The following is a 22,280-nucleotide window of genomic DNA, read 5'->3' as shown; positions in this document are numbered from 1 at the left end:
GCATAGATGCCAACCCCCGCCACAAGCCCGGCCTGATCGAGCGGCACGGGTCCAAGGCCATAACGGCGGGCAAGGTAACGGCCGACGAGCGATTCGGCGAAGGCGCCCTGCCGGGAAATGGCCTTGCCTGAGAGAATGCCGATATACATGGTGGCCAGCACCGCGCCTGTCGCAACGATCTGCGTGGCGAGGAAGCGCGCAAGACCGACATAACCCGTCAGGCACGCGCCGATGAGAACGAGGCCGCCGATGCGCAGCAGAATGACGAGCCAGCGCGGCAGGCGCTGGTTGCCGGTCTCATAATCCTGCCCCTCGCCGATCACCGGCCGCAGGAACGATACGGCGAGCAGAATGAGGCCGATGATGATCGAGGCGACGAAACTCTTGGCAACGGTGACGATAAGCGGCGAATAAAGCGTCTCGCTGATGGTGCCGAACAGATAATCGAGACCATTCACCAGCGCCATCAAAAGCACGGCCGAGGACAGCTGATGTGCGCCGCGATTGGAAACCTTCAGCAGGCGCCATTCCGGCTGCGTCGGCGCAAAGATCGCATAGCTCAGCCGCGACACGAAATAAACGAAGCCCGTGACCGCCATGGCGCCGAACAGGATCGGCGCGATGTCGGACCGCAACACGTTGAAATTATCAAGGAAAAACGCCGACGTGAGCAGAAACAGGAACAGCGACAGCGACTGCACCATGGTGGACCAGAAGGCCACCGATAGCCGTCTCAAATAGGATGGTGCCCCCGTGAAGGCGCGCCGCTCCATACGACTGCCGAAAAGACGGTAGCCGCCAACCAGGAACAGCAATGCGGCCATGATCGACAGCGTCACCGCCCCGAACATCGGCAGCCGCTTGTAATTCCATACATAGGCTGCCCAGCTGCTGAAGGCATTGTTGAGGTTGGTGAGCTCCGTCAGGAAGGCGGATGAGGCATCACCGAGCGTCTCGGCGGAGACTTCCGTTCGCTTGAACAGCGTTGCGGCAAACAGCGCCCGGCGGACGGCTGTTATATTGTTGGAAATTTGTGCGGCATTATTGGCCGTGGCCTCCACCTCGCCGGCCATGGCATTCACTTCGCCGCGTTCCGCCGTCAGCCGGTTACGCTCGTCCGTCACCATGTCGGCTTCCGGAGGCTGCCCTTCGCCGGGCGCGGCACCCAGTGCATCCAGCCGGGTCTTGATCTGGTCCAGTCGCGCGCGAAGCTTGGTGTTGGTTGCGGCAGCATCGGCGGCGATACCGTCCGCCCGCCCCTTGAGATCGACAAGCTGGGCGTCATCGCGTCCGCCTGCCTCCACCTGTCCCGAAATAAACGCCAGATCCGATTTCCATTTTTCCAGATCGGCTTTTGCCTGCTCGATGGTCGAGGGCTGGATGGCGCCCGGCGCCGTTGGCGTCGTCGCCTCCTGCGCCGAGACAGGCGCAACGCTCAAGACGCTGAAAAGCGCAAAAATCGCAACCAGAAAGGCGGCAAGTCCGCCGCTCCGCCGGCCACGGCCCGCCCGCTTGTGAAGCACCCGCCTGCCGCTCATCCATCCGCCAAACATCAACCGCACATCCACGCCTTTCATCTCTTGCACCGCATCAGGCTATTTAGCGCCTGCAGCGCGGAAAACCACCCGCATGAAGCGAGGTTTTCAGGAGTTTACCTTGCTTTTCCCCGCGCGAATCATCACCTTTGATCGTGCAGCAAACATGGGAGGAAATCATGGAATCTGCTGGCATTGGCTGGATTGCAGCCATCATCATCGGTGGCGTCGCGGGGTGGCTCGCCGAACAATTCATGAAAAGCAATATGGGTGTTTTCATGAACATCCTTCTCGGAATCGTCGGCGCCATCATCGCCAACGCCATCCTTTCGGTCTTCGGAATCGTTTTGACCGGCTGGCTGGGATATTTGATCGCCGGCTTCATCGGCGCTTGCATCCTCATCTTTATCGGGCGGGCGTTCAGGCGCGGATGACGAAAAGAAAAAATCCGTAAAACGCCGGATTTCCAGGCTTTTCCAGCGCGGCCGAAATTTTTTCGTCACAAAAATCGAAGAAATTTCATTTACGCGCTGGACAAGCCCAAACTTCCCCTTTATACGCCCCCTCACACCGCCACACGGTGCCGGTCGGGTGATTAGCTCAGTTGGTAGAGCAGCTGACTCTTAATCAGCGGGTCGTAGGTTCGAGCCCTACATCACCCACCAAAAATCAATGGGTTAGCCGCGCCCAAATTCGGCAGTTTGCAAATTAGCGATGTGGTTTGCAAAAATTGGACCCGGTCTGTTCCGTTCCCCCTTCAAATAATGGCCGCGCTGATGCCGACAATTCTTAGCTTTCCGCTTTGGCGCATTGTCGCTCAATACTGGTTCCCGCTGATCGTCGCGTTAGGCGGCAAAGCGAACCTTGGCTTTTGTCATCATGTCCCGATATCCTACAGGCTGAGCTAAAGTTGCAAATGCCGATCGTAGGTGAACATGTCAGTACTGAACGTGAAGCGAGCCATTGGGTCGTTCTTAAGCAGCCCTGAGCCAGAGGTTCTCTGCATCCGTGGCAATTGGGGAACGGGGAAAACCCACACATGGAAAGAAGAAGCCAAGAGGGCCCGTGGGAGCGCGGCGACATTAGCGCTGAACAACTATTCATACGTTTCACTCTTCGGCGTCAATTCGATTGAGGACATCAAAAGTCAGATCCTGCAAAACCTTCAGACGCGAAAACAGGTTGGCGACGTCCCAGATTACTCAACTCTAGAGAATATGGTTAGCGCGGGGACAAGCGGCCTACAGAAAGCCATCACCGAAGCGGCGCGTGTCCTCCCTCACGGTCTAAAAGGCGGTGTGATCTCAGCATTGTCTTCAGTGGTCAGCAAGCACATCGTTTGCATCGATGACATGGAAAGAAAAGGCGCCGGACTAACAGCAGGCGATGTTCTAGGTTATGTCTCCTATTTGAAGGAAGAGCGTAAATGCAAAATTGTTCTTCTCCTAAACGACGAGGCGTTGAGGGGGCCTGACAGGGACCAGTTTAGTTCATATTTAGAAAAGGTTGTTGATAAAAATGTTCTTTTTGCGCCGACGCCGACGGAGAGCGTCTTCATTGCAATAGAAGATGATGATGAAGTGGCCACATATACGAAGGACCGGTGCGTTTCACTAGGAATCGACAATGTCCGGGTTATAAGGAAGCTATACTCCGCCGTCCAAGCCATATCCCCACTTCTTGCGTCATATCACCACGACGTGATGCGTAGTGTCGTGAGCTCAATCGTGCTGCTTGGATGGTGCCACCATCAGCCAGAAGTCGCTCCGTCTATTGATTTCGTTCAGAGGAGGTCATTGATTACAGACCGACTGTCTCGCGCGGAAAAAGGAGAGGCTAACGACAAGGAGCTCATCTGGGATCAACTAATAGATAATTACGGGTTTTCGCATATTGATGAATTTGATGAAACCATAAAAGAAAGCATTGCAAAGGGTTACTTCGTCGATGCTGATATAAAAAAGCATGCGACCGCGCTCCATGAACGTGTGGAGAGCTCATATGCTACGAAGGAATACAGGAAAGCCTGGGATCTTTTTCATAATTCTTTCAAAGCGAGCGCTGACACTGTTGCAGTCGCCGTCTCCAACGCGTTTGTGTCGGGGGTGAAACATCTTACTGCGGACAACCTGTCAAACACAGTTTCACTTCTGAAGCTCTTGTCTGCTGACGAGAAAGTTAAGCCGGTCATCGACGCCTTTCTGGAAGCCCACAAGAATGTGCCTGGTCGATTGAAGATTGACCCTATGTTTCGAGATGCAAACAATCCGGTCGATCATGAAGTCGCGGCAGCGCTAAATGCTGCGATTGCCGAAGCTTTGCCAAAATTGTCAGCGGATGAGCTGTTCACACGATCTGCCGATGAGGGCTTGACGCAGCCGGTCCTATCCGGACTGGCGGCACTGCCAATCGAGGAGTATGTGCGCGTTTTCAAGTCGTATGAATTGGATGACCTGCAAAAAATCTTGATCGGAGTCATGCAGTACCGAGCTCATGGCAACGGGAATCCAGACATGGCGTCAATAACGCAGAAGACAGATGCCGCCCTGAAGCAAATCGCAAGAGAATCTCCCATCAACGAGCATCGAGTACGCGCGCGCAAGGTGCTGCTGGACGACTGACACGTTGCATGTCGTGTTGCGCCACTCATCCCCGATGTTTTGCCGCGTCCCAGTACGCCTCGACCTGCCGACACGCCGCCTTGGCCGTAGGGAGCCAGCCGCTGTGCGGGAGAATGATGTCCCGGCAGCCGCGCGGATAGGATCCGCTCCACCTCCACTGATCTCGCTTCTCGGTGGTCTGTGCGTCCTGGAAGATGCGGCCAATATATTGGTCGCCGTCAAAACCGACATAATCTTCCAGCGGCTTCCCGTCGAGGCCGCGGTCATTCGGCCAGGAGCGCACCCATCGGTATTTCTTCGCCCAATCGTCTATCTCGGCAACCGGCCCATGATCCAACGATTATTCCCCCTGTTGCCGCACGCGAGGCACCGGAGCCTTGGCGAGAGCGACGACAAATAAGCAGACGACCCGAATCGCTTTGCCACGTCATCCCGCACCAACCAGCCCGAACGCTCGCACTTGGCACAGTGCCCACCAAGGACATGCCAATCCCTGATATCGTCAAGCGTCGTCTCTTCCGGCGTCTCAACAAGGCCCAGATAGACGACCTCGTCGCGAGGTTGACGAACAAGCTCGATGCTGCGTGCGTGTCTCATGTTCCTATTTTGTTCCCATCGACGGAGAGAGTCAATGGGGCGGAGAATGCGCAGGAAACAAAAAAGGCCCGCCTGCGGTCAGCAAGCGGGCTTGTTTTCACTTCCATTCTTGGGCGGTTGCATGTATGCTTTCAACGCAACATCCGCGGAAGGCGACCATGGCAAAATCAACAACAGGCAAGGGCGGCGGAGCGAAGAAGCAAACTAGCCAGTCTGTATCCTCTATAGCATCGAAGGGGTTGAAGACCGGAAAGCTGACGGCCGCCGAAACCCGCAAAGTGTCCGCGTCTGCGCTCGGTCAAGATGAGAAGCCAGGGCCGAAGAAGCGTTAACCCCAGCGCCTGATCACTTCCTCGATCTTCTGATGCAGATCCTCTATCGAGCCGCTGTTCGCCAGGACTGCATCAGGATCCGTACCGATGCCCGATTCGCTTTCGTGCGTGCTCTCGATCCCGCCACGTGCGGCGATCGCGATGATGTCGCCACCGAGAGCGCGGATGGCGGCAGCTTCATTTGGGAATCTGCAGTCATCGACGACGACGCGGTGGCCCTGACCCGTCAGTTCTAACACTCGCTGCCCCCACAGCGACACCCAGAAGCTTTTGCCGATAAGGTCTCGGCCAAATTGAGTTCCGAGGAGCTGCATGAACTGACGCGGCGTTTTGCCCTGGATCATGGGCGAAGGAGTTTCCTTCAGGTGGCCCTCGATCTGCTCCTCCACCAGTCCGATCGCGCGGCACATATCCTTCAGCGGTCCGGCGAACTTCACGAGCTTGTAGCCGTAGCGTTCGACCAGATAACGGCTCGCCGTGGACTTGCCGGCTCCGGCCAAGCCGGTGAACGCTACCACGGGCGGCAGGTTGTCGTCCGCGTGCCCCGAGCAAGGGGGAACGCGATTGTCGTTGGCGGGAATGCCGGTGAGGTCGCCCCAAGGCGTCCACAGCGCCACACCCTGCGGCACAGCGGCAAGGCAGCCGGCGTCTTCGGATTTGATCATAGGTGCAAGTGCGGTCACTGTTTTGCTCCTCTCAATTCAGCTTCGATCAGGCTGGCCCAGACATCATTGAACTTCTCAGGGTATGACGGCGTGCCGAGCGTCACATTCCCGTCGCCGCAGGAAAAGTCGTCGTAGTAGACGGCGATCTTGTTTGCGGCCGCATGCAAGGTGGGCGTCGGCTTCCGCATCAGTTTCAAAATGCTCTCTGCGCTGGCCTTGCGCTCCTCGTCGGTGGCCTCCTCGGGCAAGACGTTCTCGTCACGGTCTTTCAGGAAAGAGGCGATCCGTTCAACCAGGGTCGTCATGCGGCTTCTCCCGTGAAGTGATATGCGACGATCTTGCCGCCGTTGCTGTCGTTGTCGTTCGCGGCTACCTCGCGCTTCGCCCGTCCCCAAAGAACGTCCTTGGCGCGCACGTCCTCGATCACTCGGCCGCAGCGAAGCATAACAGCGCCGATCGCGTCTTCCGGAACCGGCAGGAATTTCCCGCCGTTCCAGCTTGTCCAATTTCGGTTGGTCACTCGCACACCTGCCTTTCCGCGTTCCACGAAGGCTTGCCAGTACCGCGGCACTGGATGTCGAACACGCCGAAGGCTAGGCACATTGCCAAGCCAATCAGCAAGCCTACGGCGCCCCCTGACGCGACAGCCTTTCCTTCCCTCGTCATGTGGTCTCTCCCTTCGCGGCCGCTACTATGGCATCGTGCGAAATGACCTTCCCGCCGATCAGAAGAATCTTCGCACGCTCCATCGCTACCTTTGCCGTCGCCGCGCGAAAAGGGTACGTGGTCTCCTCCCGCCAGAAACTCCACGGCCAGCGGCGATACTCGACGGCATAGCTGCCCATCGGCAGTTGCCTGATGCGTATCCGATGCACCTTCATACCAATTCCTCCTCTCTAACTTTCCCCTTCGCGCCCGGCCCTACGACGGGTCGGAAGCGGCTTGCCGCAAACGGCGGATCCTCTTCGCCGAATTGAGGGCAGACGCCGCGGTGGATGCCTTCCAGCCTGATGCCGAGATAGTCGCCGCCAAGGTAGGTGCGGCACTGCCCTATCCACCGGCAGACGTATGTCTCCCCGGCACGAATGCCGAGGTACTGTTCGGGGAGCGTCCGGTCGTCGACGCAGATGACGGGATCGCCTGGCTTGATGGGGTTCATTTATAGTCCTTCGCCAGATGGCTGCACGCGGCCTGCACGCCAAGAGCGCAACTGACCTGAGACCTAATCGGGTCCGCGCTGACGAAAACGCCAATCATAAACACTACTGCGAAAAGCCAGCCGTTCATGATGCCTCCTTCATCTCTGCCCGCGCGCGGATGGTGGCCATAATCTCTTTGACTGTCGTCCACGGCACCACGACGTTCCGCGAGCACTCCTCGCCATCTTCGTTGCGGTCCTCGACACTAAAGCTGAACTCGCCGATGTAAGCGGCCTTTGTGTCGCCGCTTGGCGTCAGGGCCTCCTGCAGCCGTTCCACCTTCCCACGCAGGTGCGCGAGCGACAGGTCGTGAAAGCACTCGCTGGTGAACTCCGGCGCCCGGTCTAGTGGCAAAGCATAACTATCACGCTCTTTCGGCGTGTATTTCGCCTTGATGGGAATATCGTGGCTGGCGAACTCCTCCGCCGTCCATGTGCCGGCATTGTCACGGATGCCAGTGTAACCCATGTGGCCGGGCCGTTCGTAGAGGTCACGTTTTAGCAGGACGTATCGCATCTAGCGGCCCTCCCCGTCTGCGGCTCCATCACGCCAAGATCTTCCGGCTTGAGATAGATGATCGGCTTTCCCGCCAGCAGGAAGCTTTCAAACTCATACTTGAGCCCGACAGATTCCCACCATCCACGCATCTCAAGGACAATCAGCGCGGACGCCGCATCGATCAGCGGCTGGTCCTGATCCTTCCAGTAATCCCACGTCCGTGGGAGCTCCTGGAGGCGCGTCACCGTATGGCCGTGCGCGATCGGGCAATAGATGCGGACGCCGCGAGCCATGAGCTTGCCGGCGCATTCGGTAACGACGCGCGCCGCCTCGTCTAGGCCAGCATGATATTTCGCGTAAGGCGAGCCGAGATAGATGAAGCCCGGCAGCTTAGCGAGGACTTCGATCCGCGCATCCCGCAACTTCTCCAGCGGCGCGTATATTTCGGCTGCAAGTTCCGGATCCAAGCCTGCCCACGTTGCCTGGTTTGCGTCAGCAGGATCTGCCAGCGCGACGTTGTCGTTGGCCGCAATATACTCGCGATCCAGCGCGCCGTGGTGCGGCACGAACTCTTCTGCGGCAGCCTGCGACACCGGCAGGCCGTCGAACCACTGTTCTCTGTGTGCCAGCATGATCAGAACGCCTTTCCGCCGGCAGCTTTGCGGCCTTCAATCGTGTGATCCTTCCGCGTGGCGTTGAACTTCATCTTCTCGACGATCGCGCCGCCGAGATCCAAGCCGAGGAATGACGCAAGGTCGCCGATTCGGATCATGGCGTCGGCAAGTTCGACCTCGATCATCGGTCGGTGCGGCAGCTTGTCGTCCTGGAGTTTCTTGCGAAAGCCTTCCATGGCTTCGGCGATCTCACTCACGATCAGCATGAGCATTTCCGGCACATTCCGATCCAGTGCCTTGCCGGTATTCAGGTCGGTGTACCACCCTGCCCTGCGGCTTGCTGCGTGGCAGTCAGCTGCAAACAGGTTGATGGCCGATGCATGCGAATGGTTGTCGTTGGCGGGGCGCGCGTCGTCCATCAGGTCAGCCACGGCAAGCCGGATGGCAATGTCGGCGACTTTGGCGGCGTCATCCGGTTTCGGCTCTTGACCTGGCGCCCAGCTCTCGACACGGTAGGCGCTATATCGCGTCTTGAATACGTCACCCTTCTCGCTCACGATACTGCTGGTCGTGATGTGTTCGCCATCGCGGAATCGGCCCTTGGTGTCACCGTAGACCTGGCCGCGAAGACACGGCGCGCGCGGGTCTACGATTTTGCTCGTGACGAGGCGCGCGTTCCTCAAAACCCCGTTGATTTCCATTCTTCAATCTCCTCTTGGTGGTGTCCTGCCGCTGGTGACGGCAGGGTGGTGTCAGTAATCTCGCCGGCTACAAGCAGCCAGCGAGGGGTCGTCCGGCATGCAGAGCCAGACGGTTATTGGAAGCCGCCAATGTGCGACGGCCTCGTTGATCAGGTACGCGTAGTAGAGCATCGGGCTTGTGTCGACGGTCACCCGAGGCTCGTTCTCGTAGATCGCCGCCAGAAGTTCGCGAACCCACACGGACGAAGCCGGATCATGGTTGCCGGACGCCATAACGATGTGGACGTGCTTGTGCTTCTGCAGGAGCATGTCGATCACCCGCCTCAGTGTCCGGATGACAACGCGCACGACCTTATGCAGTCGGCTGTCCGCGTCGAGGACGTGCCGGTGCGCCGGCGTCAGCTGCTGGATCCGATCGATCGTATCCAGTGTCGTCTTGAGCGCGTCCTTCTGCATCGCCTTGGCGGTCTTGGTCGAGTCAAGGCCAAGTCGCTTGAATGCCTCCCGCTTCTCCTTCGACGCCCGACCCGCCGCGGTGAGCGCATTGCCCATATTGCGGAACGACGTTGCTGCTACTTCCGATTCAGCGCCGGCGGCAATCATCGCGCCGCCGAACGCCAGCGACTGCTGGGCCGTGAAGCCGAACATTTCGCCTTGCGACGCAACGCGGTTGGTGAACTCCAGGAGCTTTGGCGCGTTCGCCGCGCTATTGTTCGACAGGTGGTTGAGCGCGTCGGCAAACAGCCCGACTTCAGACACACCGAGTTTCAGCTGCGTCTTGATCTCGGCAAGAGCCTGGCCCGTCTCGCGAACAGGAACGTCCCATGCGGTCGAAACCTGCGCGACGGTCTTGGCGAAGGTCTTCAGCTCATCGTTCGCGATACCGGACTGACCGGCCGCTGCATAGATTTCAGCGAAGCCGCTCGCGGTGATAGGCATGTCCTTGGACAGGCCAAGGATGTCGCGGCGGAAGCTCTCCAGCTGCGTCGACGTGCCGTTTACCACCTTGCGGACGTCGGCAAAGGCGGTTTCGAATTGCATTGCTGCGCCGACGGTGCCCTGCACGCCCTGCGTGACGCCGACATAGCCGGCGCCGAGAGCGGCGAGCCTGCCGATCGTTCCGCCCAGCGGCATGACCGTCTGCCGCTGAAAGTTGGACAAGACGCCAGAAATGCGGCGGATTGGGCCGGACACCTGATCGAGAAGCGACAGGCGAAGCTGTGACTGTAAGGTGGCCATCAGGAATCCTTCGCCTTCATGATCACGGTAGCGGTTTCGAAGTAGGCCAGCGCTTTGTCAGGCGACCACTTCTCGATCACGTCGACCGGCGTGTGCAGAACGTGAGCGACATAGCCCGCGACTAGTCGCCAGTCGTGGGCTCCGGCGAGTTTCCCAGGAGATCCTTCGTCGCCGTCATGATCCTGGTGAGATCGCGCGCCTTGATCTTCTTGAAGGCCGGCAGCGGCGTGTCGCTGATCGACGCCAGAACGGCGATCGACTGCGAAAGCTCGTCCTTGAAGTGGCCCGATACCATCAGGTCACCGATCTCGGCTTCGCGGAAGGTCAGGGCTGAATAGGTCTTGCCGCCGTGTTCAACCGGCGTGGAAAGGGTAACGGTCGTCATGAAAACTCCTCAAGATTTGGTGGGTGGTGGAAGGGCGGCATCAGACCGCCCCTCTTAGATCAGAGAAGCATCGAATTGCGCTGGCCGCTGACCTGGCTGACGCCGCCGATAAGGACGTCAAAGTCGTCCATCTCGTAGATCGGCGCGCCATCCACCTCGAGCTTGTAATAGTTGACGCTGACCATGTAGTCGTTCTCGGCCTGGTCACCCGCTTTCCAGGAGCCGGCGTCCGCCTGCTTCAGGAAGCCGCGGATGGTCATGACGGCGGAGTGGTCCGTGCCGTCCTCGTCGACCAGTGCGCCGGTGATCATGAACGGGTTCTCTGTGCCGGGACGGAGACCGAAAAGCTTCAGAACCTGCGGATCAAATCCAGGCATCTTGAAGCTGAACTCCAGCTTCTCGTAACCCATGTTGATCTCGCGGGGCTTTACCATCCCCGCGTTTCGCATTTCTTCGACCTTGACCTGCGGGACCGGCGGCGTGATGTCGCCGATCTGGCCAAGCTTGGATTCGCTGTCGGCCCACAAGGTGCAGTTGCGCATCAGGAAGCGCGGAAGATTAGTCGCCATGTGTGATGCTCCTTACGCCGCAACCGTCAGCGGGCCGTTGTCGATCGCGCCGCGCACCTGATCCAGAAGGATCTGGTAGTAGAGAATGTTGCGGTACGTGGTGATCTTGATCTGTTCCATCAGGCCGACCGGCTCGAACTCGACGTTCAGGTAAACCTGGCCATTCGCATTGACGGTCGGCTCGTTCAGGTCCGACAGCCAGACCTTGCCGCCGATGATGTCGTTGTTCTTGGCGAACACGCGAAGCGCGGCGTTGCCGTCTTCGATCATCATCTTCAGGTTGGCCTTGGTGAGCTTCTTATCGACCCACTTGAAGTAGATCTTTTCGAGGCTCTCGTTGATCATGTCAGCCGTCGCGCGGACGCTGTCGAACTGCCATGCGGCGTCGTCTGTCGCGAGACGCGAACCCCAGGTGCGCCGGCCGTCTTCGTTGATGACGGTCGCGATCTGCTTCTCGTTCAGGTAGTTGCTGTCGGTCGGGTAGTTGACCGAGCGCGCCACACCATCGAGCGTGCGGATCGTCTTGTTCGAGACCGAGCCGGAAACGCCCTCATCGGACGCAACGACACGCGCACGGATGCCGGCAAAGACCGGGGCAATCGGTACGGTGACGGGGGCGCCGTCGACGTTCTTGATGCCCTGCGGATCAATGATCATGATCCGGCCGCTGTTGACCGTGTTACGGAAGCGCACCGCGTCGGAGTTGACCGCGCCGCCGCCGGTGGATTTTGCCACCTGAAGAGTGCTGGAATTCACGGCGGCCGCACAATTCCCACCTCTACCGCCTGTTCGATTTACATCTCCACCGGAAGCCGCACCTCCCGCGCCGCCTAATACGGCCGCGCCTTGGACGCCGGTTTTTCCACCCTTGCCCCCGTAAGCGATGATGTTGTACCCGCCGCCAACAATGGACGTGTTCCCGCCGTCGGTCCCATTTACCAATGTGGTAGAGGTGCTGACAGCAACACCTGCTCCTACGGTAAACGTGTAGGCCACTCCTGCCCTAAAGAGCACCCGCTTCTTCGCATAGCCACCGGCGCCTCCCCCTGTCGCGATGACACTGTCGCCCTTTGCCGCACCACCGCTGCCGCCGGGACCAAACAAATGAGCGACGCAATCAAGATCCTGCTCAGGAGTGAACACTTGAGATGGCATGCGCAGCCACATGATGGGAGTGCCGGAGCCTCCACCCGAACCGAGAAGATTTGAAACCAGCTGCATCAGAATTTCCCCGGAATTGCCGACCAGTTGCCGTCGAAATATTTCAACTGCACAAAGATTCGGTCTGTATCGATCTGGATGTCGTCGGCCACGAAGTTGATCGTCTTGCCGTTGCGAGCGATGGTCACGGCATTCGCGCCGTAGCGCCATATCGTGATGATGTTGCCATCAGCGGGAGTGAGCGGCAGCGTGACTGTGACGGCGCCTCCGGCCGTTTTGGCATAATATTCGCCACCGGCAACCGCCTGCGTGTTCGCCGTGACAACCGACCCCAGTCCGGCCGCCACCGCTGCGAGCGCAGATGCATCCGCCTTGAGGTTCAAAGCATCCGTTAGACTATTTGCCAGCGCTTCCAGATCCGCCACCAGCTCAGCGAACGCCGCCTGGCTGTTCGTCGCGGTCAGACCGTCGATCGCGGTGATGGCAACGTTCGCCGCCGGCACGCCGCCTGCCAGCATCTGGTCCAGCGTCTCCTGCAGATCGGCGATGCTCTGGCTGGCGGCCGCCAGTGCGGCAGCGAATGCGGCATTGGCATCTTCGACCGTGTCGGACAGCTCCTGCTGTGCCGTTGCCACCGCCGCCTGAAGGGTTGCGAGCGACTGCTGCGTCTGCTCGATCAGCGGATTGATCGCCTCGTCGAGGCGCTGGATGCCGAAGTTCCAAGCGGCGCATCCATTGAGATAGCGTGGCCATCTAGGTTGCGGTGCTTAACCACCCTCACCCGGTCGCCGACCTTGAACTTCGGCTTTTCAACCGGCTGCTTGGCAACATGCGCGTTTTCGTCGCTGGCGGGTTCGACCCACTCGGCGACGAGGTCGGTATCACCGCGGCTTGTTTCGAACCAACGGAGGCCATCGTCACGCCACATGCGGCCGTCTTCGAAGCTGGTGTGCCAAGCATCGTAGTAACGCTCCATCGGCCCAATCTTCCGGCCGTCGCGGGTCTTGTAGAACTTTCCGGCTTCGATCTTGAGCTTCAGGGGTTCCGCTTCTGCTGCCGGTTGGGCTTCCGCGGCAACGTCCAATGGCTCGATGTCGTTGACGCCGACCCACCAGCCGAAGCCGTCTTTCGTGCGGCCGCTTGCGAAGTGGCCACGCAATTGTTTTTTATCGAACTCGATCACGATGTCCTGATCCGAGCCGCCGCCGTTGTGCACGACCGTCGCGCCGCAGTTGGCCTTGAGCCCATCCACTTCCTTGATCATCTTCACCCGATCGCCGACGCGCGGGTCCCAGGGCTCAATGTCGGCAAGCGCTATAACCTGCGCGAAATCCTCAGGCGGGAATTTCACGACAGCCATCCCGCCGTCCAGGTGCTCAACCTTCATAAGTTTGTTGTGGTATACCGCCCCAAACGATGGGGTCTTCATCTTAAACCGCACCCATTGCTCAACTTTCAATTTAGCCATCATGCCCTCCCTGCAGGACGAAGATTGATGATGTTGTCGAGGTGCGGAGGAACGCCCTTTTCGGGCTCCTCATCGTGGCCACCGCCGGCATTGCCCTTGGCCTTGTACGGTTCAAGTTCGACGTCCTCGAACCACTCCACGTCGGTGGAGCCGCCGAGCCTCACGGCATAGGACTTGCCCCAGTCGCGCTCGTTGACCACCTGGCCCACGATTTCCTGCGTCATGCGAACGCGAACCAAATCGCCGCGATAGAACGCCTTGTGTTCGTTGAACCCCGTGTGCTTCATGCCGCCACCCCACGGTAGTCGCCGTCGATCGACGGAACACGAGCGAGAGTCACCGGCACCATACCGGACGTGGTGCTGCATCCGCCGTTATGTGGGGAAAAGCGGGTGACGCGATCCGCGAAATTGTCGTTCGCGGGTCGGGGCGGTCTGCGGCCGTTCAATGCGTCGTAAACGGTCTTCTTGCCGCAGCCCTGGATATCCGCCAAGCTCTGGTAGGATGCGCCGCCGCTGCGGAGCGCGCGCAAGGTTTCGATTTCGTCTTCATTCAGACGTCTTGTTCTCATTCTGGTCTCCTCTTGGTGGTGTCCGTTGGTGGCGGACGATGTATGGATGATGGTTACATTGCCGACGCGCAAGTGGAAAAGTTGACATGGCGGCGGAAATGTTTTAGAGAGCGGCTGTTTCCAGCTCTCAGCGGGCTGGTCTCCTCAGAATACGGGGAGCTCTTGGTGGGGCTATGATCCGCATTCAAAGGCGCGGCGGGAGTTAACGGGTGGTGCCGGTCTCCATAACGCCGCGCCTTTTGCTTTTAGGGTTGGTTTCCCGGTGCATTTGCGCACCGGGCTAACCGGCGATCTCCTCTGGTGGTGCGCGGCTAGGCCGCTACCCGCTGACGTGGTGGGTCAGCGGGCGTCTCGTGAGGATGGCAGAAGAAAACCTCTCCCATCCGGAATGATTTGTATGTCAGCCAATCGATCTCGCCGCGCTCGACATTGCAGCGAAAGCAAGCGAGAGCCTTGTTGTTCAGGCTGTTGTCTCCTCCATCCGCCCTGCGGCGGAGGTGCTCAATTGTTTCACTGTCGGGGAATTGCTGGCCGCCAGCCTGGGGGTTGCGCATCTTGATGCCGCAGTAGCAGCACTTGCCGCCTTGGGCTTTGCGGAGCAGCTTTCTGTGGGAAGGTGTGAGATTGGTCATGCGGCGGCCTCGTCCTTCGAGGCGCCGTTGTCGTTGGCGCTTGGCCATGCCTCCGGCGGGATGATTATGTCGGGGCGGTTCTCGCGCACCCATTCAAGGGCAGCCTGGATGGGGATGCCGAGTTTGTGGTCGTAGGGGAGGCCGGACTCGACCAAGTCGTGCCTAACTTTGTGTTTGGCGACGTCCACAAGGCGAGCGAAGTCGGATATGTTTGAATGGCCTGGAGGCCTCGCCCGCGCTGCCCGTCTGTCTCTCGACCAGATCAACACAGCGTTTCTACTAACCCACTCATCGCCTTCGCCCGATGGGATGTACTTTCCATCAAATGGCAGGCCCAATCCTATCCAATTCTTAATTGTGCCGGTGGCGCGATTGTTGCGCCTCGCAAACTCGTTCATGCTCTCAGCGCCAGAAGGCTTATCCAAATTTCTTACCTTGTCTCTGTTGGACTTGAGCCAATCCACTCCCTTTTGGACATCGACGCCTAGATGCGGATCATACGGGAAGCCGCGTTTTTTTGCCCACGAATCCAGTGTTTTCCTTTTCACTCCAACCATTCCCGAAAACTCAACCAGCGACACCCTGCTCGAGTGTTTCTTCTGCTTCTGGACAGAGCTAGCAAGTGAGCGGTCAACGAATTCACGATTAGCGGCTACCCAATCATCGCCCTCCAATATTGGAACAAGCCCCCCTTGGCTCGGCAACCCCATGCCAATCGCTTTTTTTGTAAAGTGCTCGGACGAGAAGCCGTGCCTCCGAGCAAAACCGCGAAGATTTGCGTACCCAGGCGGTGGAGCATGCGCAGATGCGCTCGCGGCTATTTTGCTAAAGTCCACATTCGCAGCCACCCACTTGTTCGCGTCCTCCAATGGTACGCCAAGCTGTGTGTACGGCATACCCCTATCGATCCACGAAATAACGGTGCGGTTAGAGACTCGGTGGATGCCTTCAAACGCCGCTCGCGACACCACCCCCTCCGGCACCACACCCCGCACCTCGCGCAATACGCCGTCGTATTCGCCAATCTCGCGGCCGGTCGGGAAATCGTAACCACAGCGACACGTCTCAACCATCTCGAGCCGGACTTCTTTGCACTCGGGGCACCGGCGCAAGCGCCCTTCGCCCATAGACGCAATTCGCCGCTTGCGTGCGCCACCCTCGATCGACCATGGCAGCGGCGCGTCGAACCATCCGTGATCGAGCCACAAGCCAGCATGGTCGAATATCAGCGCCTCGTCCTTGCCGTCTGCAGTGCGAAGAGCGCGGCCGATCATCTGGAGAAACAGAGCTAGGCTTCTCGTGGGGCGCATAAGGATAACAGCATCAATGGCCGGAAGGTCGAAGCCTTCCGTGAACACCTCGACGTTGCTCAGAACCTTGATCGATCCGGCGGCCAGCGCGTTGACCGCCTCGTCACGCTCCGCCGTCGGCGTCGTGCCGTCAATATGCTGTGCCGCAATGCCTTCAGCAGTAAAGCGGTCAACTATTGCGATGCTGGCCTCGACAGATGCTGCAAACACCAGCGCCCGCTTGCCGTTCGCCTTAGCCTTGTATTCAGCTATCGCGTCGCCGATGAGGACCGGCGTATTCATAATCGCCGAAGCATCCTTCTTTCGATAGTCGCCCGCCTGCAACTTGGCGGCGGCGAGATCCGGATCTGACGGCGCAAAATAGCGGAAGTCGGAAAGGTAGCCGCCGTCGATGAGTTCGCGGGTGGATGGCCCAACGATCAAGTCAGAGAACCACTCCTTCAGGCCTTTGCCGTCGAGTCGTTCGGGCGTGGCAGTAAGTCCGACGTGTACTGTTGAATGAAGTTGCTCGCGGATTGCCGCCCAAGATTTCGCGGCAACGTGGTGGCACTCATCCCAAATTGCGAGCTTAGGTGATGGGAGGTCGCCCATTCGACGGGCAAGCGTGCCGACAGAAACAATCTGAACCGGTCTTTCGTACTGCGGCTCTCCGCGCGGCGACACAACGCCGAAGTCTATGCCTGCTGCCTCAAAGGCGGCTGCTGCCTGCCTTTCAATTTCCTGGCGATGACAGATGAACCATACCGGCCCTTCTGACGTCGACACGATCTCCGCTGCCACTCTCGTCTTGCCGCCGCCAGTTGGCATATGTAGGACGACACTGCCGTGCTGCGCGATCGCCTTGCGCGTTCTCTCGATGATGTCCGACTGGTACGGTCTGAGTTGCATGGTGGTCTCCTTGGTGGCGTAAGTTTGGTCCCTACAAAAAGGAAAAGCCACCCAATCGGGTGGCCTTGCGTCGCCTCAGATTCTTCTCCTGCCGCCTTGTTGCTCCGTTATTCTTCTGCCAGTGCCAGTTTCGTGCCGCATGTCTCAGGTCTCCTCTGGTGATGGAAAATTTATAGTGGCCTAACGGCCTAAAATGCGGGTGGACCCCGCTCCTGCAAAAATCCTCTTCTTTGCCGCTCCCTAGCGACAAATCTTCTTCTGAAATATTCGCCTCGTTCGTTTTTCATGTCTCGCCTCCAGTCTGGGTTGCCCTTCCTGACCCGGTGACATCGATAGGCATATGCGCATTCGCATACGACGTCAAGCGGAAAAAGGCGAGTCCGCCTTTGACGGCGATTTTTTTTAGCCCTATGCGCATACGTCTTTAATTAGCAATGAGATTTTTATGGATATTGAAGAGCAAAAAAAGTCTGCGGCCGAACGCATAAAAGCGTTTCGCGAGTCGCTGGGGCTTGATCAGGAGGAATTCGCTGAATTCCTGGAAATGGGTGAAGGCGGGCAATCTACAATTTCCAAATGGGAACGCGCGAAGCAGTTGCCGGGGTCTAAATATACATCAAGGCTGGCACAAAAGTCTGGCAAGAGCACGGTGTACTTTTCGGGGTTGGCGCCAGTTGACCAAGACGGGATCGACGATGCTCAGGCCTTCCCGTTGATCGGCGAAATTCAGGCGGGGGTCTGGCGAGAGGCTATGCCGTTCGACGAGCACGAGGCGCCCCTAGTATCACTGCCCTACGCGGCGAATGTTGCTCCGTACAAGATGAGGGCGTTTCTGGTTCGAGGGACGTCCATGGACGAACTCTACCCCGATGGCAGCATCGTTTTCGTCGCGGGCCTGCATGACAACCCCATCTCGCCCGTCGACGGTGATGTGGTTGTCGTGCAACGGCAAGACGAGGCAGGCCTGTATGAGGCCACCCTCAAGGAGCTCGTGATCGACGAGAACGGCAGGAAGTGGCTTTGGCCTAGGTCGTTCGATCCAGAACATCAGTCGCCACTTTCGATCAACCACAAGCGCGATAAATCTACCGACGTTGTGATCCTGGGCATTGTCCAGGCGGCTATCGTAAAGCCGAGGCGGTCGCGCCGACGCTAGTTCAGATTCTCGGCGGGGATGTTGCCGCGACAGCCTTTGTTCTTGCCCACGGGAATCATGATGTCGTGGGTGACTATTCCCATATCTGTCACAATGACCTGGGTGCCGGGGGGCACGATGCATGCGACGTAGGGCGCCAAGATTGACGGGTCTTGTCCGGCCAGGCCAGAATTGATGATCTGGTTAGCCTCCGATTGAGCGTCTGAAGACTTCCAGACGATTATGCTGCTCATCCCGTCGAGGGGCTTAAGCCTGTGCGCTTGCTGCGCGACCGCGGCAGACGGCACGGCAGTCGCGCAAATGATTCCAAGGATTGCGTACCTGATCATATCTTCCCCCGCCCTCACTGGTGTAAGACTATAGCCAATGCAACCCAAGTCAATCGGCGAAGGAAAATGCGTTCGCGCCTTTTTGTAGGTTGACAAAAAAGGCGAATGCGCATACAACTCCCCTCACAGCATGAAGAAGCCCACTCGCGTCTATCTGCTGCCGCCAACCAAAGCGGAACCACCAAGAGGAGACTGTCGATGTTTCACGATTCCAGAAGACCCGTTGCTGACCTTGAACTCGGCGACTACACGCCGATCAATCCCGCAGGCAGCGTGGAGCCTTTCCACAAGCCCGACCACAAGAGCAAGAAGCACCCGCGTCCGCGCCGCAACGAAAAAGTTGGGGGCGGGCATTTCGTGTTTAGGCGCGGTCGCCGGACTGGCCGCATCAAGACCGGCGCGATCATGTCAGGTCGCATGCCGTTCGAGCATCCCAGCATCGAATCGGCGGTGGCCGAAGCTGAACGCCTCCATGGCCTCTACGGTGGCCGCTACGAAGTTTTCTCAACTTCGGCAGTCATCGACGGCGTCGATGCCGGCGACGACTGGGACATGGCGCCAGCAGTCGTCCACGGTGACGCGTGATGGACTACGACAAGCCAGTGCGCGATAGCCACAGCTACCTGTACGGCGCTGTCGGTATTGTGGTCCTCGTCGAACTTCTGGCAATCGCCGCTGTCTGGTGGTGGCTGCCGTGACCACCTCCCGCCACATCCGCATCATCCCCATCGTCGACACGCCTGTCGGGCATCACATCGTGGCTTCGCACCTAATCCTGGTGCGCGCCGCCGCAATTGTCAGCATTTGCCTGTTCGGGCTGTCCGCCGTGACGGCCCTGGCAGACACGGACAGGCGCATTGCCATCGAGAGAAGAGTTTAGCAGCAGCCAACCACCAAAGCGCGGCTACCAACCGCGCGCCACCAAAGGAGACCACCATGACCAACAGCACCAGAAGAATTCATGTTCTCACGGCCGACGAGTTTATTGCGCAGGGCACGACTGCCGGCGCGATCATGTCTATCGCTGTCGCGAACCCGGCAGCCAGCCAAGAGCTTACCGCGATTGCTCGGCAAGTCGCTGACAAGACAGGCCAGCCGCTGCAGATCCCCGGCGCCGTGACAGCAGCGCGCGAGTCGCGTCGGAGGCGCCCGGCAAACGACAACGGCAGGCGGAGGGCCGCGGCGTGAATGCCGCGAGGAGCGAAGAGATGACGGAAATTCCTGATGACGTCGAGACGATTGCTCGCGCTTTGAATATGCGCCTTCACAACGCAAAAACGCTTGGCCAGCGCACGCTCTGGATCGCAGAGGCCATTCTTGCCGACCGCGCGCGCCAGGCGGCCACCCCCTCGCCCTCATCACATGTGGAGGTGCTCGAAAAGGCGCTCGCCAAGATCAACGACATCCGCAACAGCATCATCGGCTGCCAGAAGATGAACTGGTCGGAGCACATCTATCCGCTAGTGGCAGCGTTGAACGAGGCTGGCATCGAAGGGCAGGATTACCCCGAAGCCCGCGAATACGTCGGCACGATGCTGGAGCGCACGTTAGCCGCCGAGAACGAGGTAATTACGCTTCAGGCGCAGCTTCGTTACATCGCTAGCCAATGGCCTGAAACATCTGCGGGAAAATACGCCAACTCCGCCCTCGCTACGGAGGGCAAGGACAATGGCTGATAAGGTCATCTACATGCGCCCGGGCGAGACGCTGGAAATCCGCCACCTCACCCATGAGGATTATGATCGGAATGCCAAGAGTTGGCAGGATCAGGCGCGCCCGCAAAGCGACCTAATCAGGATCAACGGGCCGCACTCGATAACACCGGCCAGGATGGATCTTGAATTCCGGCATTGGAAGACTTGGAGCACTTCGCCGCCCATGAAATTAGAACGAGGCGGGTGCCCGACGTGTGGCGGGGCTGGCCGGGTGGGGCCGTTCTTCGAGGGCGGGCTGTCAACGATCTGCGGCAACTGCCAAGCCCCATCATCCCAACCGAAGATGGAGGGCAAGCCATGAAGCTCAGAGACGAACACTTGCAGTTCCTGATCCGCCTCGCCAATGGGCAGCATCCAGGGATTGCAGATAATGCAGCAGATAAAGTCCGGCAGTTCTGCCGCCGCAATGGGCTGGCCGAATGCGTGATGAACCCTCGCAGATGGGTGATCACCGAGGCAGGACGCAACGCCCTGAAGGAGAAGCCGTGACCAGCTGGGCTACGATCGATACTGATATCCTGATTAGGAGACGGGATGAAAAGTTGGCCGAATTGCGGGCATTTTTGCGCATGGATGCTAGGCAAATAGGAGTGAACGAAGGGCTTAGAGCCGCAAAGCTCTCAGGCACGATCGACGCGCTCGACGTAATCATCGAGGCGACGAAGCCAAATTCAGTTGCGGGAGGTGTCGCATGAAACACGACAACGACAACGGGCCGCGGCTCCTTTCGAGGCGGCAGGCAGCAGAATATTGCGGTATCGCTGAATCCACATTTTCAATGTGGGTGGCAAGCCACAAGATGCCGGCCGCGATCTTCGGAACGCGACGGTGGGACAAGGCGGCAATAGACGCGAAGCTCAACGAGATCAGCGGGCTTGCTAAGAGCGGGAATGAGACGGCCGACACTGGCCTAAGCGATTGGAGGCGCCGTCGTGACGCGCGTAAAGCTCAAAGGGCTAATGAAGGTTAAGAAGACGCTGGCCACAGGCAAGACGATTTACTACTGCTACGCCTGGCGCGGCGGCCCGCTGCTGAAGCACAAGAACGGCTCCCCGATTCAACCGGGCGACCCTCTGCTTGTTCGCGCCTTTTCGGACGCAACAGAAGGTCGGTTCACGGATCCATCGGAGACGCTCGGCAAATTGATAACGGACTTCAAAGGGGCGTCTGAGTTTACTGGCACATCGGATAAAACGCGCCGCGCTTATAGCCGTTACCTCGACATGATCCGCGATGAATTTGGAGACATGTCGTTCAATGAAATCCAGAGCAAGGAAGCGCGCGGAGAATTCAAGGAGTGGCGCGACACCATCGCCAGGACCGGGGGCAAGACGAAAGATCAATACCGACCTCGAGCCGCCGATTACGCTTGGACCACGCTTGCACGGGTGCTGTCGTTCGCCAAAGACCGGGGCTTGATCACGGTCAACGTGTGTGAACGCGGCGGCAGGCTTTATGAAGCCGATCGAACAGAAAAAATCTGGACGGAGGCGGACGTGGCTGCCGTCCTGTCGCTTCACAAGCCGGACATCAGCGCTGCGTTGTTGCTGGCGTTGTGGACCGGCCAGCGTCAAGGCGACATCCTCGCCGCCGCCTGGACCAACTACGACGGCTCGGCTCTGCGCGTTCGGCAAGGGAAGACCGGAGCGCGCGTCGTCATTCCGCTCTCTGCTCCCGTGCGGAAGATGCTAGACGCAATGCCGCGCAAGGCTACGACGATCCTCACCAACGCGCACGGCAACAGCTGGACCAGTGATGGCTTTCGGACTTCATGGCGCAAGGCGGTGCAGGCTGCTGGCGTCAAGGGCCTGACATTCCACGACCTGCGCGGCACGGCAGTCACGCGGCTGGCGCTGTCAGGCTGCAACACGGCGCAGATCGCATCGATCACCGGCCATAGCATGAAGGACGTCGAGCAGATCCTGGACGCGCATTATCTGGGCGGTAAGGTAGAGCTCGCAGAGCAAGCGATTCTGAAGCTGGAAGGTAAGGGTTGGTGACAAAGGTGCCGCGGTCACTGGACAAATAAGCAAAAACAGCTGTACAAAAGCCCGCCAAATGAGCGGGCTTTTTAGTTTTCAAATGGACTGTAAGT

The 22,280-nt window shown here is 58.8% G+C and carries 33 protein-coding genes, 1 tRNA gene, 1 pseudogene and 1 other annotated feature; of the genes and pseudogenes, 14 read left to right on the top strand and 21 right to left on the bottom strand.

Annotated features, from left to right (window positions below):
• Positions 1-1,577, bottom strand: a pseudogene (locus tag DOU54_RS27935) (mechanosensitive ion channel family protein); the annotation flags it as partial.
• 137 nt (positions 1,578-1,714) lie between these two features.
• Here DOU54_RS27935 and DOU54_RS06555 point away from each other — a divergent pair.
• The 3 genes from DOU54_RS06555 to DOU54_RS06545 all read left to right on the top strand — a co-directional run bounded on the left by DOU54_RS06555 (position 1,715) and on the right by DOU54_RS06545 (position 4,156).
• Positions 1,715-1,969 (top strand): GlsB/YeaQ/YmgE family stress response membrane protein, encoded by a 255-nt coding sequence (locus DOU54_RS06555; protein WP_004442014.1) that lies wholly within the window; start codon positions 1,715-1,717, stop codon positions 1,967-1,969.
• 155 nt (positions 1,970-2,124) lie between these two features.
• Positions 2,125-2,200: transfer RNA gene (locus DOU54_RS06550), tRNA-Lys, on the top strand.
• Between the two features lie 270 nt (positions 2,201-2,470).
• Positions 2,471-4,156 (top strand): hypothetical protein, encoded by a 1,686-nt coding sequence (locus tag DOU54_RS06545; RefSeq protein WP_113731002.1) that lies wholly within the window; start codon positions 2,471-2,473, stop codon positions 4,154-4,156.
• A gap of 25 nt (positions 4,157-4,181) precedes the next feature.
• On the opposite strand, the gene DOU54_RS06540 is transcribed toward DOU54_RS06545, so the two are convergent.
• Complete coding sequence (locus DOU54_RS06540; RefSeq protein ID WP_146617339.1) at positions 4,182-4,493, bottom strand: hypothetical protein; 312 nt, start codon at positions 4,491-4,493, stop codon at positions 4,182-4,184.
• A gap of 418 nt (positions 4,494-4,911) precedes the next feature.
• Here DOU54_RS06540 and DOU54_RS27360 point away from each other — a divergent pair, with 418 nt between their 5' ends.
• Positions 4,912-5,085: a hypothetical protein gene (locus tag DOU54_RS27360; protein ID WP_193603304.1), complete on the top strand. Its 174-nt coding sequence runs from the start codon at positions 4,912-4,914 to the stop codon at positions 5,083-5,085.
• Here DOU54_RS27360 and DOU54_RS06530 read toward each other — a convergent pair.
• The 18 genes from DOU54_RS06530 to DOU54_RS06445 all read right to left on the bottom strand — a co-directional run bounded on the left by DOU54_RS06530 (position 5,082) and on the right by DOU54_RS06445 (position 16,985).
• Complete coding sequence (locus DOU54_RS06530; protein WP_146617338.1) at positions 5,082-5,768, bottom strand: deoxynucleotide monophosphate kinase family protein; 687 nt, start codon at positions 5,766-5,768, stop codon at positions 5,082-5,084. The two genes, DOU54_RS27360 and DOU54_RS06530, sit on opposite strands and share 4 nt — an antisense overlap.
• On the bottom strand, positions 5,765-6,055 hold the full coding sequence (locus tag DOU54_RS06525; protein ID WP_113730995.1) for a hypothetical protein: 291 nt from the start codon (positions 6,053-6,055) through the stop codon (positions 5,765-5,767). Before DOU54_RS06525 ends, DOU54_RS06530 begins: the two co-directional genes overlap by 4 nt.
• Entirely contained in the window at positions 6,052-6,270 is a 219-nt protein-coding gene (locus DOU54_RS06520) for a hypothetical protein (RefSeq protein WP_113730993.1), read from the bottom strand. The genes DOU54_RS06525 and DOU54_RS06520 overlap by 4 nt, the downstream gene beginning before the upstream one ends.
• Positions 6,271-6,412: 142 nt before the next feature.
• Positions 6,413-6,631 (bottom strand): hypothetical protein, encoded by a 219-nt coding sequence (locus DOU54_RS06515; RefSeq protein ID WP_113730991.1) that lies wholly within the window; start codon positions 6,629-6,631, stop codon positions 6,413-6,415.
• Positions 6,628-6,909 carry a hypothetical protein gene (locus DOU54_RS06510; RefSeq protein ID WP_113730989.1) on the bottom strand — a complete coding sequence of 94 codons (282 nt, stop codon included), beginning with the start codon at positions 6,907-6,909 and terminating at the stop codon, positions 6,628-6,630. Before DOU54_RS06510 ends, DOU54_RS06515 begins: the two co-directional genes overlap by 4 nt.
• A 124-nt stretch (positions 6,910-7,033) precedes the next feature.
• Entirely contained in the window at positions 7,034-7,465 is a 432-nt protein-coding gene (locus tag DOU54_RS06505) for a hypothetical protein (protein WP_113730987.1), read from the bottom strand.
• A complete protein-coding gene (locus DOU54_RS06500; protein ID WP_113730985.1) occupies positions 7,447-8,079 on the bottom strand; it encodes a DUF1937 family protein in 633 nt (210 codons plus the stop codon). The genes DOU54_RS06505 and DOU54_RS06500 overlap by 19 nt, the downstream gene beginning before the upstream one ends.
• 2 nt (positions 8,080-8,081) lie before the next feature.
• Positions 8,082-8,762 carry a nucleoside triphosphate pyrophosphohydrolase family protein gene (locus DOU54_RS27930; RefSeq protein ID WP_286079869.1) on the bottom strand — a complete coding sequence of 227 codons (681 nt, stop codon included), beginning with the start codon at positions 8,760-8,762 and terminating at the stop codon, positions 8,082-8,084.
• Positions 8,763-8,813: 51 nt separating this feature from the next.
• Positions 8,814-10,001: a phage tail tape measure protein gene (locus DOU54_RS06490; protein WP_193603303.1), complete on the bottom strand. Its 1,188-nt coding sequence runs from the start codon at positions 9,999-10,001 to the stop codon at positions 8,814-8,816.
• Positions 10,002-10,122: 121 nt separating this feature from the next.
• Positions 10,123-10,386 (bottom strand): phage tail assembly protein, encoded by a 264-nt coding sequence (locus DOU54_RS06485; RefSeq protein ID WP_113730983.1) that lies wholly within the window; start codon positions 10,384-10,386, stop codon positions 10,123-10,125.
• A 59-nt stretch (positions 10,387-10,445) separates the two neighbouring features.
• On the bottom strand, positions 10,446-10,955 hold the full coding sequence (locus tag DOU54_RS06480) for a phage major tail tube protein (protein ID WP_113730981.1): 510 nt from the start codon (positions 10,953-10,955) through the stop codon (positions 10,446-10,448).
• A 12-nt stretch (positions 10,956-10,967) separates the two neighbouring features.
• Entirely contained in the window at positions 10,968-12,176 is a 1,209-nt protein-coding gene (locus tag DOU54_RS06475; protein ID WP_286079868.1) for a phage tail sheath C-terminal domain-containing protein, read from the bottom strand.
• A complete protein-coding gene (locus DOU54_RS27925; protein WP_286079867.1) occupies positions 12,176-12,751 on the bottom strand; it encodes a hypothetical protein in 576 nt (191 codons plus the stop codon). The genes DOU54_RS06475 and DOU54_RS27925 overlap by 1 nt, the downstream gene beginning before the upstream one ends.
• 41 nt (positions 12,752-12,792) lie before the next feature.
• The gene (locus DOU54_RS06465) at positions 12,793-13,584 is read right to left on the bottom strand and encodes a hypothetical protein (protein ID WP_146617337.1); all 792 of its coding nucleotides are present in this window, start codon (positions 13,582-13,584) and stop codon (positions 12,793-12,795) included.
• A complete protein-coding gene (locus tag DOU54_RS06460; protein WP_113730973.1) occupies positions 13,584-13,871 on the bottom strand; it encodes a hypothetical protein in 288 nt (95 codons plus the stop codon). Before DOU54_RS06460 ends, DOU54_RS06465 begins: the two co-directional genes overlap by 1 nt.
• A complete protein-coding gene (locus DOU54_RS06455; RefSeq protein ID WP_113730971.1) occupies positions 13,868-14,155 on the bottom strand; it encodes a helix-turn-helix domain-containing protein in 288 nt (95 codons plus the stop codon). Before DOU54_RS06455 ends, DOU54_RS06460 begins: the two co-directional genes overlap by 4 nt.
• Positions 14,156-14,466: 311 nt before the next feature.
• Positions 14,467-14,787 (bottom strand): HNH endonuclease, encoded by a 321-nt coding sequence (locus DOU54_RS06450; RefSeq protein ID WP_113730969.1) that lies wholly within the window; start codon positions 14,785-14,787, stop codon positions 14,467-14,469.
• Positions 14,784-16,985, bottom strand: a complete 2,202-nt coding sequence (locus tag DOU54_RS06445) for a DEAD/DEAH box helicase (protein ID WP_146617335.1) — start codon at positions 16,983-16,985, stop codon at positions 14,784-14,786. The genes DOU54_RS06450 and DOU54_RS06445 overlap by 4 nt, the downstream gene beginning before the upstream one ends.
• A gap of 445 nt (positions 16,986-17,430) precedes the next feature.
• Between DOU54_RS06445 and DOU54_RS06440 the strand changes: the two genes are divergently transcribed.
• The gene (locus DOU54_RS06440) at positions 17,431-18,141 is read left to right on the top strand and encodes an XRE family transcriptional regulator (RefSeq protein ID WP_113730965.1); all 711 of its coding nucleotides are present in this window, start codon (positions 17,431-17,433) and stop codon (positions 18,139-18,141) included.
• Here DOU54_RS06440 and DOU54_RS06435 read toward each other — a convergent pair.
• Positions 18,138-18,470 (bottom strand): hypothetical protein, encoded by a 333-nt coding sequence (locus DOU54_RS06435; protein ID WP_113730963.1) that lies wholly within the window; start codon positions 18,468-18,470, stop codon positions 18,138-18,140. The two genes, DOU54_RS06440 and DOU54_RS06435, sit on opposite strands and share 4 nt — an antisense overlap.
• 198 nt (positions 18,471-18,668) lie before the next feature.
• Here DOU54_RS06435 and DOU54_RS06430 point away from each other — a divergent pair, with 198 nt between their 5' ends.
• The 9 genes from DOU54_RS06430 (at position 18,669) to DOU54_RS06390 (ending at position 22,185) form a co-directional block, all read left to right on the top strand.
• Positions 18,669-19,055, top strand: coding sequence for a hypothetical protein (locus DOU54_RS06430; protein ID WP_286079866.1), 387 nt, complete (start codon positions 18,669-18,671; stop codon positions 19,053-19,055).
• A 109-nt stretch (positions 19,056-19,164) separates the two neighbouring features.
• Positions 19,165-19,350 carry a hypothetical protein gene (locus DOU54_RS06425; protein WP_146617334.1) on the top strand — a complete coding sequence of 62 codons (186 nt, stop codon included), beginning with the start codon at positions 19,165-19,167 and terminating at the stop codon, positions 19,348-19,350.
• Between the two features lie 56 nt (positions 19,351-19,406).
• Positions 19,407-19,658, top strand: a complete 252-nt coding sequence (locus DOU54_RS06420) for a hypothetical protein (protein ID WP_113730960.1) — start codon at positions 19,407-19,409, stop codon at positions 19,656-19,658.
• A 20-nt stretch (positions 19,659-19,678) separates the two neighbouring features.
• Positions 19,679-20,146 carry a hypothetical protein gene (locus DOU54_RS06415; RefSeq protein WP_146617333.1) on the top strand — a complete coding sequence of 156 codons (468 nt, stop codon included), beginning with the start codon at positions 19,679-19,681 and terminating at the stop codon, positions 20,144-20,146.
• Positions 20,139-20,486 carry a hypothetical protein gene (locus DOU54_RS06410; RefSeq protein WP_113730956.1) on the top strand — a complete coding sequence of 116 codons (348 nt, stop codon included), beginning with the start codon at positions 20,139-20,141 and terminating at the stop codon, positions 20,484-20,486. Before DOU54_RS06415 ends, DOU54_RS06410 begins: the two co-directional genes overlap by 8 nt.
• Positions 20,483-20,674, top strand: coding sequence for a hypothetical protein (locus DOU54_RS06405; RefSeq protein WP_113730954.1), 192 nt, complete (start codon positions 20,483-20,485; stop codon positions 20,672-20,674). The genes DOU54_RS06410 and DOU54_RS06405 overlap by 4 nt, the downstream gene beginning before the upstream one ends.
• A complete protein-coding gene (locus tag DOU54_RS06400; protein ID WP_113730953.1) occupies positions 20,671-20,880 on the top strand; it encodes a hypothetical protein in 210 nt (69 codons plus the stop codon). Before DOU54_RS06405 ends, DOU54_RS06400 begins: the two co-directional genes overlap by 4 nt.
• Entirely contained in the window at positions 20,877-21,155 is a 279-nt protein-coding gene (locus tag DOU54_RS06395; RefSeq protein WP_113730951.1) for a helix-turn-helix transcriptional regulator, read from the top strand. The genes DOU54_RS06400 and DOU54_RS06395 overlap by 4 nt, the downstream gene beginning before the upstream one ends.
• Positions 21,118-22,185, top strand: coding sequence for a tyrosine-type recombinase/integrase (locus DOU54_RS06390; RefSeq protein WP_286079865.1), 1,068 nt, complete (start codon positions 21,118-21,120; stop codon positions 22,183-22,185). The genes DOU54_RS06395 and DOU54_RS06390 overlap by 38 nt, the downstream gene beginning before the upstream one ends.
• Positions 22,174-22,261: a sequence feature (Trp leader region), on the top strand. (Overlaps the previous gene by 12 nt.)
• Positions 22,262-22,280 lie beyond the last annotated feature (19 nt).

The sequence above is a fragment of the Agrobacterium sp. MS2 genome (genome assembly GCF_003261015.1).
GTDB classification, from domain to species: Bacteria; Pseudomonadota; Alphaproteobacteria; order Rhizobiales; family Rhizobiaceae; genus Agrobacterium; species Agrobacterium pusense.
Note: the sequence above shows the minus strand (reverse complement) of the source record. Positions and strands in the feature narration are given on the sequence as shown.